We start from the raw sequence: 16,076 nt of genomic DNA, 5'->3' as shown, positions 1-16,076 counted from the left end.
TGGCAGTGGATTTGATCGCCTCGAACTCGACGCAGGTTAGCTAAATTGTTCGACTCGCTCACACGACGAAAGCCGAGTGTCCCGAGCACGGCCGTCTTCGGCGGGATCGAGACGCTCGGCTTTGAGGCGTCAGTCGCGCGAGGTCGAGAACGCCGCGTCGAAGGCGTCGGCCGGCGGCGTGATCGCGTTGAGCTTCCTCACAAAGGCCAGGGCCTCGGGGGCGCCGTCGAGGCGGTCCATGCCGGCGTCCTCCCACTCGACACTGGTCGGGCCGGTGTAGCCGATCGCGTTGAGCGCGCGGAACACCGGCTCCCACGGAACGGCGCCGTGCCCGGTCGAGACGAAGGTCCACCCGCGGCGCGGGTTCGCCCACGGCAGGTGCGAGCCGAGGACGCCGTTGCGGCCGTCGAGGTTGGTGACCGACTCCTTCACGTGAACGTGGAAGATGTGGTCGGCGAAGTCGAGCACGAACGCGACGCTGTCGAGCTGCTGCCAGACGAAGTGCGACGGGTCGAAGTTGAAGCCGAACGAGGCGCGGTGGCCGATCGTCTCGAGGGTGCGCTTGGCGGTCCAGTAGTCGTAGGCGATCTCGCTCGGGTGCACCTCGAGCGCGTAGCGGACGCCGACCTCCTCGAAGACGTCGAGGATCGGGTTCCATCGGTCGGCGAAGTCCTGGTAACCGGCGGCGATCCACTCGTCGGAGGCGGGCGGGAACATGGCCACGCCCTTCCAGATCGACGAGCCGGAAAAGCCGTTGACCTGCGTCACGCCGAGCGCGGCGGCGAAGCGGGCGGTGTCCTTGAGGTCCTGGGCGGCGCGCTGCCGGACGCCCTCGGGGTCGCCGTCGCCCCAGACCCGGTCGCTGAGGATGTCGCGGTGGCGCTCGTCGATCGGGTCGTCGCAGACCGCCTGGCCGGTGAGGTGGTTCGAGATGGCGAAGACCTGGAGGCCGTTGCGCTCGAGGATGTCCTTGCGGCTCTGCACGTACTCCGCATCGTCCCAGCGGGCGACGTCGATGTGGTCGCCCCAGCAGGCGATCTCGAGGCCGTCGTAGCCCCACTCCCCCGCGAGGCGGGCCACCTCCTCGAAGGGGAGGTCCGCCCACTGGCCGGTGAAGAGGGTGATCGGTCGCGTCATCGCGGATTCCTAACTCTCGACTCCCGCGCGCCATCGCACCGGGAGAGGTAATTTGAGGGTCCACGCAACATATCAGGCACTCCCGCGAGCCCGAAAGGAACCGATCATCGCCCCTATCGACGGCGCACTGTCGCGCACGCCCACCCTCGTCACCGCCACCGCAGCCCCGACCTGGGAGGAGGGCCTGATCGTCGGCAGCGGCCGCGTCGGCGCCGTGGTGCACGGCCCGGCCGACGCGCTCACCGTCTCGCTGGCGCACGAGCGCTACTTCCTCCCCGTCAACGCGCGGCCCGCCGCCCCGGACCTCGCCCCGGTGCGGGACGAGCTGCGGAGCGCCCTGCTGGCCGGGGACGCCGACGCGGCGAGCGACCTGCTCGAGCGCGGGGCGCGGGCGAGCGGCTACGACGGCGGCCTGATCTGGACCGATCCGCTCGGGTTGTGCGCGACGCTGTCGATCCGCACGGTCGGCGGGGTCGCGTCGAGCCGGCGCCTGCTCGACCCGCTGCTGGGCGAGGTCGCGGTCGAGTGGACCGACCTCGACGGCGGGCGGCACGCGGTGCGGCTGATCGCTCCGCACGGGGGCGAGAGCGTCCGGCTGCGGGTGGAGTCGGAGCGCGACGGCGAGAGCACGGTCGAGCTCGGGCTGGGCGCCGGGGACGCCACCTCGTTCGACACGGGCGTGCCGGACGCGTCGGCCGTGGTCGAGGCGACGGTCGAGGGCGGTGCGGTCGGGCGACTGCTGGCCGTCGCCGGGACCGGGAGCGCCGAGACCGGGGGCGAGCGGATCCGCGCGACGGTCACCGCGGCGACCGGGGCGCCGTGGGACGTGGAGGGCGTCGTGACCCGCTCGACGGTGCCGGTCGCGGCCGGGGCGGGCGCGCTCCTCCGCGTCGATCTGTCGCTGGCGGGCGACGAGCCGGGGGGCCGGGAGCGTGCGGGCGGCGAGCCGACGGGCCGGGAGCGTGCGGGCGGCGAGCCGACGAGCGGCGACGCCTCGTGGGCGGAGCTGCGCGAGGCCCAGCGCCACGGGCACGGCCGGCTGGTCGGCGCCTCCTCCCTCGATCTCGCCGGCGCCTCCTCCGCGGTGCTCACCGAGGACCTCTGGGAGGAGGCGCGTGCCGGCGACGAGGGCGCGCGCCGCCGCGTCGTCGAGCTGGCGTACCTCAGCGGCCGCGCGAACATCGTCGCGTCGACCGGCGAGCTGCCGCCGACGCTGCAGGGCGTCTGGCAGGGCACCTGGCGGCCGGCGTGGTCGGCCGACTACACGCTGAACGGCAACGTGCAGAACGGAGCGATGGCGGGGATGATCCCGACCGGCACGCCCGAGCTGGCGCTGTCGATCCTGGAGCTGGTGCTCCCGCACCTCGACGACTACCGCGACAACGCGCGCCGGGTCTACGGGGCGGAGGGGATGCTGCTGCCGTCGCGGATGTCGACGCACGGCCGCGCGGACCACTTCGCGGCGAGCTACCCGCACCTCTTCTGGACGGGCTGCGGCGGCTGGGTGCTGCGCCTGGCCGCCGACGCCGTCGCGGCCACGGGAGACCGCGGCATCGTCGACGACCGGCTGTGGGAGCTGGCCGAGGGCGTGCTGCGCTTCGCCGAGACCGGGACGACCGTGGTCGACGGGGTGCGCCGGATCGTCCCCTCCTACTCCCCCGAGAACACACCGGGTGGTGCGCGCTCGCCGATAGCGGTCGATGCGACGATCGACGTCGCCGTGCTGCGGGACGCCGCGCGGGCGACGGCGCTGCTCGGCCGGGCCCGCGGCGACGACTCGCTCGACGAGCGCTGGGCGCGGGTGGTCGCGGAGCTGCCGGAGTACCGGGTCGCCGAGGACGGCACGCTGGCGGAGTGGATCGACCCGCGGTTCGCGGAGGAGATAGCGCACCGGCACGCGTCGCAGCTGTACCCGCTCTGGTACGCGGGCGACGCGGCCTTCGAGGGCCCCGGCGCCTCCGCGGTGCGGCTGCGGGCCGCCGCGGCGGCGACGGTGGCGGCGAAGATCGCGTGGCGGGCCGAGGCGCCGACCGCTCCTCCCGGGCGGATGGAGATGGCGTTCGGGCTGGTGCAGGTGGGCGTCGCGGCGGCGGCGCTGGGTGACGGGGAGGCGGCGCTGACCTGCGCGGAGTGGCTCGCGGTCGAGCACTGGTCACCGACCCTGACGACCCGGCACGACGCGGGGCGGATCTTCAACCTCGACGCCAGCGGCGGACTGCCGGGGCTCGTGGCGGCGATGCTGCTGGGATCGGATGACGAGACGCTGACGGTGCTGCCGGCACTGCCGTCCGCGTGGGCGCGGGGTGCCGTGACGGGGCTGCGCGCGCGCGGCGGGGTGGTCGTGGACCGGCTGGAGTGGTCGCCGGGGCGGGCGTCGCTGTGGGTGCGGCGGGTGCCGGGCGCGGAGTGGCTGGCACCGGCGGGCGGGACGCGGGTGCGCACGCTGCGCGACGCGGTGCTGCGGGTCGACGGGCGCGAGGTGTCGAGCGGGCTGGAGCTCGGTGCGGAGGCGGTGCGCGTGGACGTGGAGTGGCGCGGCTGAGGGCGCTGCGGAGGGTCCGGCTGCGGCACGCGGAACGAGCTCCGGTCCGCCGACGGAGGCGGAGCAGCGCACCGGGTGTCGTCCCCGCTGGCCGCCGGACCCGCCGTGTGGCCGCGTCGACGTGAGAACGAGACGCGCGCCGGATGCGGTGGGGTCGGTTCAGCTCCGCGAGTGCCCGTAGCGGTCGTAGACGCGGTTGCGAGCCGCCCGCTCGGCGGCGGGCAGGCGCTGCGCATCGGCGATCTCGTAGACGCCGAAGGTGTCGCGCAGGCGCGAGGCCGGGTCGACCTCGACGAAGGTGCACCAGGGCAGCCAGTGGTGGTGGCTGCGCAGGGTCTGGGTCGCGAAGTCGCCGCTCTCGTGGCCGAGGCCGGGCATCGCGTAGCCGATGCTGCCGTCGACGTCGGTCGACTGGCGGGTGTTGCGGTGCAGGAACTCGGCGAAATCGAGGTAGTGCTCGTCGCCCGTGATCAGGTGCAGTCGGTAGTAGCTGTAAGAGCAGGCCGCCATGTAGACGTCGGCGCCGCCGCCGAGGGTGATGATGCTCTGTCCGCTGATCGAGTACCGGTTGAAGGGATGCGCCCAGGGCGCGCGGACCGGGAAGGACCACGCGTAGGTCCAGGTCTCCGTGTAGTCGGCGGCGCGGACGGCGCCCTCCAGCCAGCGCGGCTCCTCCGTCAGGTCGTACAGCGCGAGGAAGCCGAACAGTCCGTAGATGCCCGCCTCCTTGTCCTGGATGTCGGCGTTGTCGCAGGTGCCGCCGCGGTACTCCAGCGTGCGGTGGATGTTCGCGAACGACCACTCGCCGGCGCGCACGGCGGACGCGCGGTAGCGCCCCTCCCCCGTCACGAGGTGCAGCTGCACGAGGAAGCGGATCACGCTCGGGGTGTTCGAGCGCGAGTCCATCCGCACCGAGCCGTCGGCGTTGTAGGCGCGGTGGAAGCTGCCGTCGGCGTCCTGCACCTCGAGCAGCCAGTCGGCGGTCCGCCGGCAGAACTCGAGCCAGAGCGGGCGCTCGTCGCCGAGGTCCCGCAGGTGCAGGTAGGCGTCGAGGATCGCCTCGACGCCGTCGGCGAGCATCCGCAGGTAGTGCGGGTACGGCTCGAAGCCGCCGAGCGAGGGGTTGAAGCACATCCGCGGCGGGCCCGACTCGGGCAGCGCGGTCCGCGCCCAGAAGTCGACGATGCCGACGCCCTGCTCGAACGCCTCCGGCACGCCCTCGCGGTCGCCGTAGCGCAGCAGCTGGTAGCCGATGCCCGGCTGCTGCCCGACGAAGCCGAACTGGAAGGAGACGCTCGAGACGTCGAGGTCCGGCAGCTGACAGGCGAACGGCAGGCCCCAGGAGTCGCCGTAACGGCGGGTGAGGCGCTGGAGGATCGCCATGCCGTGGTGGAAGTGCCGCTCGTTGTCGACCTCGAACAGGTCGTCGCGGAGCCGGGCGTAGGTGCTGCGCCAGGTGGCGCGCATCATCGTCGCGAAGTCGTCGTACCGGCCGAGGTCGACCGCGACGGCGTAGCGCTGGCGGAAGCCGACCTCGACCGGGTGGTTCACCCGCTGCAGGGCCTTCGGGGCGGCGTCGTAGTCGAGGCCGGAGTAGGGGTTGTCGATCGGGCGCTCGCCGTCGGCGCCCGGGTGGACGTAGTCGATCGACAGGCCCGCGGGCGGCACGTCGAGCGGGGTCCGCACGCCGAAGCCGTAGTAGAGGTAGTTCAGCGTCGTGCCCTGCGGGCGGCTCAGGCCGATCGAGCCGACGGTGCACTCCGGGTCGGTGAAGTTCTCCGAGCGGACCACGTCCAGGCGCGGCAGCGTCGCGTCGGCCGCCCAGCGCGAGAGCGCCACGGTCTCGCCGGTCGCGAGGCTCTGCGCGGCGAACAGCGGCAGCGCGTAGTGCGTCTCGGTGCGCCAGAAGTACTCGCTGCCGGGGTCGCGGCCCATCGCGTCGGCGGGACCGAAGGCGTTGTCGCGGTACCAGGCGCCGGGGGCGAAGCACTCGTAGTCGCGGAGGTCGTCGGACCCGGTCAGCCCGAGCGAGACGGCGGTGGAGAAGCCGAGGTCGCCGCCGGCCGCCAGCACCTCGACGTCGCGGTGCACGGAGAATCCGTCGCCCGCGACGCGCCAGACGTCGGTGACCGCGAAGGCCGACCCGGAGCGGACGGTGATCGTCCCGCTCGCGGTGATCGCCCCCTCCGACAGCGAGACGTCGTCGTAGGGCGCGCCGGAGTACTCGCTGATCGCGGCGACGGTCTTGACCGTGACGCGCAGCGGCCGGTCGTTCGCGTGAAGGACGCGCTCGCCCTTGAGCACCTCGAGGCCGCCCGCCTCGACGCGGAGGGTGTAGTCGCCGGAGCGCAGTTCCACGGTGGTTCCTTCCCGGAGGGTCATCTCAGCTCTTCTCGTCGTGCGCGCGGGGGCCGGCCGATGCGGCGGCCCCCGCCGGCTCATCCTCGAGCCGCTGCGCCCCGGGATCGAAGCGCCGCGAGCCCGGCCGGAACAGCAGCGCCACGCCGCCCTCGACCAGGCCCGCGAGCAGCAGCAGGATCGCGAACGGGATCAGCGAGATCTCGGCCCACGCGCCCATCACCGGCATCACCAGTCCGGCCGCCGTGAAGCTGACCGTGCCGAGGATCGCCGTGACGCTGCCCGCCTCGCTCGACGGACCCTGCAGCGAGAGGTACTGCACCGGGGCGAAGCCGAGCGAGCGGCCGGCCAGCGCGAACGTCAGCGCGCCGACGACGACGAGCAGCGGCTGCGTGCCGGTGAGCGCGAGCACCGCGACCACGACGGCGCCGAGCGCCGTGACTATCGCCGAGGCGAACATCGCGAACCGGGGTCCGAAGCGCGGCACGATCACCCGTCCCGTCGTCTGCCCGACCGCGATCGTCACGAGCGAGGTGACCAGGAACAGCAGCCCGTACAGGTCGGGCCCGACCGCGTAGACGTTCGTGTAGAGGAAGGGAGCGGTCGCGAGATACGCGAAGCCGACCGACCAGCCCGCGGCCGAGGCGGCGGCGAGCGCCAGCACGCGCGGCCGGCGGAGCATCCCGAAGGAGTTGCGCAGCGACGGGCCGAGCCCGCCCTGGTGCCGCCGCTCGCGGGGCAGCGTCTCGGGCAGCACCAGGAGCGCGATCACGGTCGCGAGCGCTCCCCAGACGGCGACCGCGAGGAAGGAGCCGCGCCAGTCGATCACCTTGGTCAGCTGCGCGCCGACGGAGGGCACCAGGATCGGGAAGACCGAGACGATCACGGCGAGGTTCGCGAGCATCGTGACGAGCCGCTTGCCGCTGTAGAGGTCGCGGACGATGGCGGTGACGACGACGCCCGCGGCGGTGCAGGCGGCGCCCTGGACGAAGCGGGCCGAGAGCAGCACCGCGGTGTCCGAGGTCATCGCCGCGACGAGGCTCGCCGCGATGTGCAGCGCCGCCGAGACGCCGAGCGGCCACTTGCGGCCGACCGCGTCGCTGAGCGGTCCTGAGATGAGCTGGCCGGCCGCGAAGCCGAAGGTGGCGCCGGTGACGACCAGCTGGGCGGTCGCCACCGAGACGCCGAGATCGTCCTGCAGCGTCGGCAGGAACGGCAGCACCAGGTCGATGGTGAGCGGCCCGAAGCCGACGAGCATCGCGAAGATCGGCAGCAGGAGGCGGCCGCGGGGCATCGCCCGGACGGCGGGGGAGGCGGTGGAGGCGGTCATGAGCGCGGAGCGCAGGTCACGGAGGGGATCCTGTCCATCAGCTCCCGGCCGAGACCGGGAAGTAGAGCGAGAAGGGTTCGTCGACGACCTCGTGCAGAGGCCGGAAGCGGACGGCGGCGGGCTGGCCGACGGCGCGGTATCCGCGCAGCCACTGGGTCCACTGCCGCTCGTTGTCGGGGGCGAGCAGGGCGGGGGCGTCCTCGAGGCGCCCCCGCAGCGCGATCTCGCGGTCGACGAGGCCGGCCAGCACGATCGGGCCCTCGACGAAGGCGACCGTGCCCGGCTCGTCCGGGATCGGCACGGCGCGGATCTCGGTGCCGAAGGCGAGGTCGACGCTCGTGCGGCCGCCGGGGTGCTCGATCAGGAGCGCGCCGTCGCCCGCCCGGACGCGCTCGGCGTCGCCCGCGACCCCCGGCTCGCCGACGGTCCACTCCGGCACCCGCAGCCGCACGTGCAGCGCGGCCCCCTCCTCCGAGACGATCTCGACCCGGATCCGCGAGGCGGTGGGGCGGTGCACGTCGCCCGCGGCACCCGCGTTGGCGTCCGGGCCGACGTAGCCGGCGGTGTCGAGCACCTCGACCCGCACCGCCGCGTCGCCGGCGGCGGACGGCAGGCGCAGGCTCGCGTCGACGTGCTGCGCGATCGTCAGCTCGGCGTCGCCGCCGCGGTAGAAGACGAGCCCGGAGTGGCGCGTGTGCGCCTGCACCAGCGTGCCGTGGCAGCACCAGAAGTCCTCGGTCGGGCTGCCCCAGTCCTTGCGGGCGCCGCCCTCGAGCGGCAGGAAGTAGGCGACCATCCCGGTCCGCGGGTTCTGCTGGGCGAGGAGGCCGTTCCAGAGGTTCCGCTCGATGTAGTCGGCGTAGGCGAGGTCGCCTGTCCAGCGCAGCAGCACGTCGGCCAGCCGGATCATGTTGTAGACGACGCAGTGCTCCTGCGTCTTCTCGCCGCGGCGAGCGGCGAAAGCGAAGGGCGGCGTCCAGATCTCGCCGGAGGTCTGACCGCCCGTGCAGAAGGTGCCGCGGAGGGTGACCGCCTGCTCCCAGTAGGCCTCGACGATCCTCCGCCAGCGCTCGTCGCCGGTGACCTCGTAGGCGCGGGCGGCACCGAGCACCTCGGGGATCGTGGTGTTGGCGTGCATGTTGGTCAGCACGTCGCGGCCCTCGAGCAGGCCCTCGAAGAGGGAGCGGCGGTCGTAGCGGCCGAGCAGCTCGGTGTAGACGGGGTCGCCGGTGATCGCGAGGAGGTCGGCCCAGACCTCGAGCATGCCGCCGGTCTCGACCTCGAGGATCTCCTGGAACGCGGCGTCGTCGAATCCGCGGACCCACTCCAGCAGCGGGACCGTGGCGGCCCGCGCCATCCGCAGCGCCCGCTCGTCGCCGAGGTCGAGGTGCAGGTCGACGAGGCCCATCAGCAGCTTGTGCATCGCGTACTGCGGCGCCCAGATGGGGCGGCCGGTCGCGAGGCGGTCGAGGTAGCCGCGCGGGATCGCCCAGATCCAGCCGCCGCCGTTCTCCTCCTGGCAGCGCTCGAGTCCGTCGAGCACGGAGTCGATCCGGACGCGCAGCAGCGGGTCGCCGGTGACCGCGACCTCGCGGGCCGCGGCGGAGAGCCAGTGGCCGAGGAAGTGCCCGCGCAGCTGCGAGCCCGGCGTCTCCCAGCCCCAGTGCCGGTCGAGGCCGCGGGCCTCGCGCGAGTCCTGCGAGGGGTGCAGGTGCCAGCCCTGGTCGCCGATCCCGGCCTCGATCAGGAAGTTCTGCAGCAGCCCCTCGTCGGTGAGCGAGAGGAGGTAGTCGCGGTTGAGCCGCCGCCGCGCGTCGAGCACCCCGCGCTCCAGGCGGGTCTCGTGCGGGGCCGGGTGGGTCAGCGGCATGGGTGCTCCTCGTCGAGGCGGTGGGTGGTGGGGATGAGCGGCGCGAGCGGTGGTCGATCGGCGCGGGTCGATCCGCGCGGTGGTCCATCCGACCGAGGGTCGAGATCGATCTCTCGCTGTACTCAGACCAGGATCGACGATAGGAATGGGGACATGCAATCCCCGAGAGTGATCCATCTCGTCGCCGATGACGTGTCCGCCCTCCTCACTCAGTCGGGAGGCGACCTGCCCGTGCTGCTGCACTGGGGTCCGCGACTCGACGCGAGCGACGACGATCTCGCAGCTTTCGCAAGAACTCCCGTACGGACGGGGATCGAGGGCTCCTCCGACGTCCCCTACGAGCCCGGGATCCTGCCCGAGCACACCTTCGGCTGGGCCGGCCTGCCGGGTCTCCGGGTGCACCGGGAGGGCGCCGGCTGGTCGCCGAGACTGACCGTGGACACCGTCTCGGTGGACGGGGAGGCCCTCGCGGAGGGAGCGGTCGCGCAGGCCGGCAGCGCCGCCGTGACCGTCGAGGCGCACGACGCGCAGGCCCGGATCGGGGTGGTCCTAGAGATCGTTCTCTCCCCTGCCGGACTGCTCAGGACCCGCGTCTCGGTCCGCAACGACGGCGCCGGGCACCTCGAGGTGATCGGCGTCGACCCCGCCCTCCGGATCCCGACCGAGGCCCGCGAGATCCTGGACTTCTCCGGCCGCTGGGGCACCGAGAAGATCCCCCAGCGCCACCCCGTCGTCACCGGCACCCACTCCCGCTCCTCGCGGCGCGGCCGCACCGGCCTGGACGCGACGACGGTCGTCGCGGTCGGCACCCCCGGCTTCGACTCCGCCGACGGCCGGGTCTGGCTCTGCCACGTCGGCATCGGCGGCAACCACGAGCACGCGGTGGAGCGCGGCGACGGCTGGCTCGCCTTCCGCGGCGGCGAGCTGCTCCTGCCCGGCGAGGTGCGCCTCGCGAGCGGCGAGAGCTACTCCTCCCCCTGGATCTCCGGCAGCTTCGGCCACGGCCTCGACGCCGCGGCCGCGCGCTTCCACGCCCACCTCCGCGGGGTCTCCCGCTCCTCGCGCCGGCCGCGCCCGGTGACGCTCAACGTCTGGGAGGCGGTCTACTTCGACCAGGACCTCGCCGTCCTCGCCGAGCTGGCCGACCGCGCCGCCGCCCTCGGGGTCGAGCGCTACGTGCTCGACGACGGCTGGTTCCTCGGCCGCAGTGACGACCGCGCCGGCCTCGGCGACTGGACGCCCGACCCCGTCGCCTGGCCCGACGGCCTCCTCCCCCTCGCCGAGCACGTCCGCGGCCTGGGCATGGAGTTCGGCCTCTGGGTCGAGCCCGAGATGATCAACGAGGACTCCGACCTCGCCCGCGCGCACCCCGACTGGATCCTGCGGGCCCGCGAGGAGCTGCCGCCGCGGTTCCGCTTCCAGCAGGTGCTCGACCTGACGAACCCCGACGCGTTCGCGCACATCCTCGGCGTGCTCGACGGCCTGGTCGCCGACCTCGGCGTCGCGTACCTCAAGTGGGACCACAACCGCGACCTGATCGACGCGGGCCACCCCGCCACCGGGACGGCCGCGGTGCACGAGCAGACGCTCGCGCTGTACCGGCTGATCGACGAGCTGCGCGCCCGGCACCCGGAGCTCGAGATCGAGAGCTGCGCCTCCGGCGGCGGCCGGGTCGACCTGGGGATCCTCGAGCGCACCGACCGCGTGCACACCTCCGACAACCAGGACCCGCTGGACCGCTCGCGGATGCTGCGCTGGACCGGGCTGCTCGTGCCGCCGGAGATGCTCGGATCGCACGTCGCCTCGCCGGTCAACTCCGTCACCGGTCGCACCAGCGACCTGCACACCCGCTGCGCGATCGCCTTCCTCGGCCACTTCGGGATCGAGTGGGACCTCCGCGAGCTGGACGCGGAGGAGGAGCCCGTGCTGGCGGGCTGGATCGCGGCGTACCGCGAGCACCGCGGCCTGATCGCGACCGGCCGGGTCGTCGGGGGCGACGACTCCGACCCCGACGCGCCGTCGCTGCGGGGCGTCGTCGCGCCGGACGGCTCGGAGGCGCTGTACACGCTGGTCACGCCCGCGCTGACCGCGGACTCGCGCCGCCGCGTCCGCCTCCCGGGCCTGGATCCGCGGGCGCGCTACCGGATCGAGACCGCGCGCCCCGGCTCGCTCGGCCCGCCCTGGCAGAGCCCGCACTGGCTGGAGTCGACGGTGCCGCTGGACTCCGACGCCCCGACCCCCGCCTACTCGGGGAGCCTGCTGGGCGAGGCGGGCCTGGACCTGCCGACCTTCCACGCCGACCGCGCGATCGTCCTGCGGCTCGTCCGCGAGACCGCGTGAGCACCGCCGCCGCCCCCGGCGTCCTCGACACCGCCGACACCGCCGCCGACCCGTCCGCCACCACCCTGGAGCACCCCGTGAACAGCACCGTCACCGTCGACCTCGACCGCCCCGGCGCCACCATCAGCCGCCACCTCTACGGCCACTTCGCCGAGCACCTCGGCCGGTGCATCTACGACGGCTTCTGGGTCGGCGAGGACTCGCCCGTCCCGAACGAGGGCGGGATCCGCCTGGACGTCGTCGAGGCCCTCCGCGCCCTCGACATCCCCAACCTCCGCTGGCCCGGCGGCTGCTTCGCCGACCGCTACCACTGGACCAACGGCATCGGCCCGCGCGAGGAGCGTCCCGGCCTGATCAACACTCAGTGGGGCGGAGTCGCGGAGGACAACTCCTTCGGCACCCACGAGTTCATGGCCCTCTGCGAGCTGCTCGGCGCCGACGCCTACATCTCGGGCAACATCGGCTCCGGCACCGTGCAGGAGATGGCGGACTGGGCCGAGTACCTCACCGGCGCGGGCAAGTCGCCGATGGCCGACCTGCGCCGCTCCCACGGCCGGGAGGAGCCGTGGACCGTCCGCTTCTGGGGGCTCGGCAACGAGACGTGGGGCTGCGGCGGCAACATGCGCGCCGGCGCCTACGCCGACCTGGCGCGGCAGTTCGGGACCTTCGTGCAGAGCGGCAACGACACTCCGCTCTACCGCGTGGCGGCCGGAGCCGACGGCGCCGACACCCACTGGACGCAGACGCTGATGGAGGTGATCCCCGAGATCGAGGGGCATCCCTTCTCCTCCGTGCCGTGGGAGTCGGTCTCGGTGCACTACTACACGATCGGCGGCAGCTGGCACGCGAAGGGCAGCGCGACCGACTTCGACGCCGACACCTACTGGAGCACGATCGTGGCCGCGCAGGGGATCGAGGAGCTGCTCCGCTCGCACGCCGCGGTGATGGACGTCCACGACCCCGAGAAGAAGTACGGGATGGTGCTCGACGAGTGGGGCACCTGGTGGGACGTGGAGCCGGGGACCCACCCGGGCTTCCTCTTCCAGCAGAACACGATCCGCGACGCGATGGTCGCGGCCTGGCACTTCGACGTCTTCCACGGCTTCGCCGACCGCCTGACGATGGCGAACATCGCGCAGACGGTGAACGTGCTGCAGGCGATGCTGCTGACGGACCCGGACGGCGGCGAGATGGTCCGCACGCCGACCTACCACGTGATCGAGATGAACAAGGGGCACCACGACGCGACGGTGCTGCCGACCACGGTCGCCGGCCCGACGCACGCGGTCGACGGCCGCGAGATCCCCGTCGCCTCCGCCTCCGCCTCCACGAAGGACGGCCGCGTCCTGGTCTCGCTGACGAACGTCGACCTGGAGGAGCCGCTCGAGGTCTCCCTCGACTTCCGCGGTGGGACCGTGACCGGCGCGACCGGCCGCCTCCTGACGGCCGACCGCCCCGACGCGCACAACCGGCCTGGCGCCGCCGACGAGGTGAGCCCCGTCGCCCTCGAGGGCATCGAGACCACGGCGACAGGACTGCGCGTCACGCTGCCCCCGCACTCCTTCGCGACCGTGACGCTGGAGCTGTCGTGATCGCCGCGCGCACGGAGGCCGCCCGCCGCCCGCCGATGGGCTGGAACAGCTGGGACTGCTTCGGCGCCTCGGTGACGGAGGAGGAGGTGCTCGCGAACGCCGAGTACCTCGCCGAGCACCTCCTGCCGCACGGCTGGGACACGGTCGTCGTCGACATCCAGTGGTACGAGCCCGATCCCGGCACGAGCGGCTACCAGGAGGTGTCGGAGCCGGTGCTCGACGACTGGGGCCGCCCGCAGCCCGCCGCCGGACGCTTCCCCTCCGCGGCGAGGGGCGGATTCACGGCGCTGGCCGCGCGCGTGCACGCCCTCGGCCTCCGCTTCGGCGTGCACCTGATGCGCGGCGTCCCCCGGCGGGCCGCCGAGCTCGGCCTGCCGGTGCTCGGGTCGGAGGCGACCTGCGCCGACATCGCCGACCGCGGGAACGTCTGCCCGTGGAACCCGGACAACTTCGGCGTCGACATGAGCGCGCCCGGCGCACAGCAGTACTACGACTCCGTGATGGCGCAGCTGGCCTCGTGGGGCGTCGACTTCGTGAAGCTCGACGACGTGCTCTACCCGCCGATCCAGGCGGAGGAGATCGCCGCCCTCTCCCGCGCGATCGACGCGACCGGCCGCCCGATGGTGCTGAGCCTCTCCCCGGGCAAGCAGCTCTCGCTCGAGAACCTCGAGCTGCTGCGCTCGACCGCGCAGATGTGGCGGATCTCGGACGACTTCTGGGACGACTGGGCGCACCTGCACGAGCAGTTCCAGCGGGCCGCGCGCTGGGCGCCGCACCAGCGCCCCGGCGCGTGGGCCGACGCCGACATGCTGCCGCTGGGGCGGATCGGCGTGCGCGCGCACGTGGGCGAGGACCGGCTCTCGCGGTTCACGCCCGCGGAGCAGCGGACGCTCGTGACGCTGTGGTGCCTGCTCCGCTCGCCGCTGATGATGGGCGGGCACCTCCCGGACACGCCCGCCGACACTCTCGCGCTGCTGACGAACGGCGACGTCCTCGCGCTCCTCGGCAGCGACGGCAGCCGCGAGATCGTCCGCGACGGCGACCTGGTGGTGTGGTCGGCGTGGCGCGGCGACGAGCAGTGGCGCGGAGTGTTCTGGCTGGGCTCGTCGGCGCGGACCTACTCGGCGCACCTGGCCGACCTGGGCTGCTCCGGCGCGACCTCGGCCGTCAACGTGTGGAGCGGCGCCGAGCTGCCGATCGTCGGCGGCGCCGTCGAGCTCGAGCTCGAGCCGCACGGCTGCCGCCTGCTGCGCCTGGCCTGACGCGCGGGCGCCGGCCGGGGCGGGCGGGCCCGCCCCGGCTCGCCCCGCCTCGCCCCGCCTCGCCCCGGCTCGCCTCGGCGAGAAGCCATGAGTCGTCGCACTCGAGACCGACTGCGGCAAATCCTGCGCACTCGCGGAACCGCGATCGGGATGAGCCCGACGAGAAGCCAGTAGTCGTCGCACTCGACGCCCACTGCGACAACTCCTGCGCACTCGCGAGCGGCCTCGGGACGCCGGACGCCCGTCGCTCCTACGCCGAGCACCCCGAGACTCCAGTAGTCGTCGCACTCGAGACCGACTGCGACAACTCCTGCACACTCACGGAACCGCGGTCGGGATAAGCCCGGCGAGAAGCCAGGAGTCGTCGCACTCGACGGCCACTGCGACAACTCCTGCGCACTCGCGAGCGGAGGCGGCGCAGGACGCGCCGAGACGACGGAGGCCGCCGCGCTCGAGCTCGAGTGCGACGGCCTCCGGACCGTCAGGAGCAGGCGCCCGCGGGTCAGGACTCCGTGTCGACGAGCGAGTCGAGGTGCGCGAGGTCCTCGGACGAGATCTCGAAGTCGACGTCGGCGTTCTCGACGATGCGCGAGGGCGTCGTCGACTTCGGCAGCGGCAGCACGTCCTTCTCGAGCAGGTAGCGGATGCAGAGCTGCGCCACCGACTTGTCGTACTTCGCGGCGATCTCGCCGATGTCGGAGTTGTCGAGCAGGCCGCCCGTCGCGAGCGGCGAGTAGCCCTCCACGAGGATGCCGTGCTCCTTGCAGTACGCGGTCGTCTCGTCCTGGGTGTTGCCGACGAACCAGCGGATCTGGTTGGCGTGCGGCACCACGTCGGTCGCCGCGATCAGCGACTCCAGATCGGCGACCTGGAAGTTCGAGACGCCGATGGCGCGCGAGCGACCGTCCTCGAGGATCTCCTCCATCGCCTTCCACGCCGCGATGTTGCCCTCGCGGTGGTCGGAGCCCATGTCCTGCCAGGGCCACGGGGCGTGGATGAGGTACAGGTCGACGTGGTCGAGCTCGAGCGCCGCCATGGTGGTCTCGAAGCTCGCCTTCGCGCCCTCGTAGTCCTTCACCTCGGCCGGGAGCTTGGTGGTGATGAACACCTCGTCGCGCGGGACGCCGCTGTCGCGCAGGGCCCGGGCGACGCTCGCCTCGTTGCCGTAGGCGCGGGCGGTGTCGATGTGGCGGTAGCCGGCCTCGAGCGCGGCGGTCGTCGCGTCGTAGGCCTCGGGGCCGTCGGGGATCTGCCAGGTGCCGAACCCGATCTTCGGGATGGCGACTCCGTTGGACAGCGTGAACGTGTCGGTCAGGGCGGGCATGACTCTCCTCTGCATCGGTCTTCTCCGCGGGCCGCCACCGGCGGCGCCGCTCCTTCCACGCTAGGCCGGGCCCCCGGCTCGCGCGGGCCCCTTGCGCTTGGCGACTGCGGTGCTACGCGGCCGTCGCGCTCCCGGCCGCCGACCCCGCGGAAGTCGCAGGACTCGCGCGCGAGTACCGCGACTTCCGCGGGGTCGCGAGCCGGCACCGCCGGCCCGCCCCCGCGAGCGGCCGGCGCCTCGGCGGCGGACGCGGCGGTGACGGCGGAGGTGTCGATCACGGGGGAGCGGCGGCTGCTCGCCGAGCGGGCGCTGCGGACCCCC

The 16,076-nt window shown here is 73.4% G+C and carries 9 protein-coding genes; 4 read left to right on the top strand and 5 right to left on the bottom strand.

Features of this window, described 5'->3' with window-relative positions:
• Window positions 1–129 precede the first annotated feature (129 nt).
• Window positions 130–1,137 carry a sugar phosphate isomerase/epimerase gene (locus C5C36_RS07180; RefSeq protein ID WP_104309475.1) on the bottom strand — a complete coding sequence of 336 codons (1,008 nt, stop codon included), beginning with the start codon at window positions 1,135–1,137 and terminating at the stop codon, window positions 130–132.
• Between the two features lie 52 nt (window positions 1,138–1,189).
• On the opposite strand from C5C36_RS07180, the gene C5C36_RS07175 reads away from it, so the two are divergent.
• Window positions 1,190–3,679, top strand: a complete 2,490-nt coding sequence (locus tag C5C36_RS07175) for a glycoside hydrolase family 95-like protein (RefSeq protein ID WP_104309474.1) — start codon at window positions 1,190–1,192, stop codon at window positions 3,677–3,679.
• Between the two features lie 159 nt (window positions 3,680–3,838).
• Here C5C36_RS07175 and C5C36_RS07170 read toward each other — a convergent pair whose 3' ends face one another.
• Genes C5C36_RS07170 through C5C36_RS07160 form a run of 3 tightly spaced genes read right to left on the bottom strand, consistent with a single transcriptional unit; the run spans window position 3,839 to window position 9,237 of the window.
• Window positions 3,839–6,037: a hypothetical protein gene (locus tag C5C36_RS07170; protein WP_104309509.1), complete on the bottom strand. Its 2,199-nt coding sequence runs from the start codon at window positions 6,035–6,037 to the stop codon at window positions 3,839–3,841.
• A 25-nt stretch (window positions 6,038–6,062) separates the two neighbouring features.
• Entirely contained in the window at window positions 6,063–7,367 is a 1,305-nt protein-coding gene (locus C5C36_RS07165) for a multidrug effflux MFS transporter (RefSeq protein WP_104309473.1), read from the bottom strand.
• Window positions 7,368–7,404: 37 nt separating this feature from the next.
• Window positions 7,405–9,237, bottom strand: a complete 1,833-nt coding sequence (locus tag C5C36_RS07160) for a beta-L-arabinofuranosidase domain-containing protein (protein ID WP_181072934.1) — start codon at window positions 9,235–9,237, stop codon at window positions 7,405–7,407.
• A gap of 153 nt (window positions 9,238–9,390) precedes the next feature.
• On the opposite strand from C5C36_RS07160, the gene C5C36_RS07155 reads away from it, so the two are divergent.
• From C5C36_RS07155 to C5C36_RS07145, 3 genes are read left to right on the top strand one after another with little or no spacing between them, the layout of a single operon-like run.
• Entirely contained in the window at window positions 9,391–11,577 is a 2,187-nt protein-coding gene (locus C5C36_RS07155) for an alpha-galactosidase (RefSeq protein WP_104309471.1), read from the top strand.
• Window positions 11,574–13,169 carry an alpha-N-arabinofuranosidase gene (locus tag C5C36_RS07150; RefSeq protein ID WP_374954345.1) on the top strand — a complete coding sequence of 532 codons (1,596 nt, stop codon included), beginning with the start codon at window positions 11,574–11,576 and terminating at the stop codon, window positions 13,167–13,169. The genes C5C36_RS07155 and C5C36_RS07150 overlap by 4 nt, the downstream gene beginning before the upstream one ends.
• Window positions 13,166–14,431 (top strand): glycoside hydrolase family 27 protein, encoded by a 1,266-nt coding sequence (locus C5C36_RS07145; protein WP_258072216.1) that lies wholly within the window; start codon window positions 13,166–13,168, stop codon window positions 14,429–14,431. Before C5C36_RS07150 ends, C5C36_RS07145 begins: the two co-directional genes overlap by 4 nt.
• A gap of 502 nt (window positions 14,432–14,933) precedes the next feature.
• Here the strand turns inward: C5C36_RS07145 and C5C36_RS07140 are convergent.
• The gene (locus C5C36_RS07140; protein WP_104261718.1) at window positions 14,934–15,755 is read right to left on the bottom strand and encodes an aldo/keto reductase; all 822 of its coding nucleotides are present in this window, start codon (window positions 15,753–15,755) and stop codon (window positions 14,934–14,936) included.
• Window positions 15,756–16,076: the final 321 nt, after the last annotated feature.

This window comes from Rathayibacter sp. AY1G1 (assembly GCF_002932095.1).
In the GTDB taxonomy this organism is placed as follows: Bacteria; Actinomycetota; Actinomycetes; order Actinomycetales; family Microbacteriaceae; genus Rathayibacter.
This window is presented reverse-complemented; position numbering and strand designations above follow the sequence as displayed.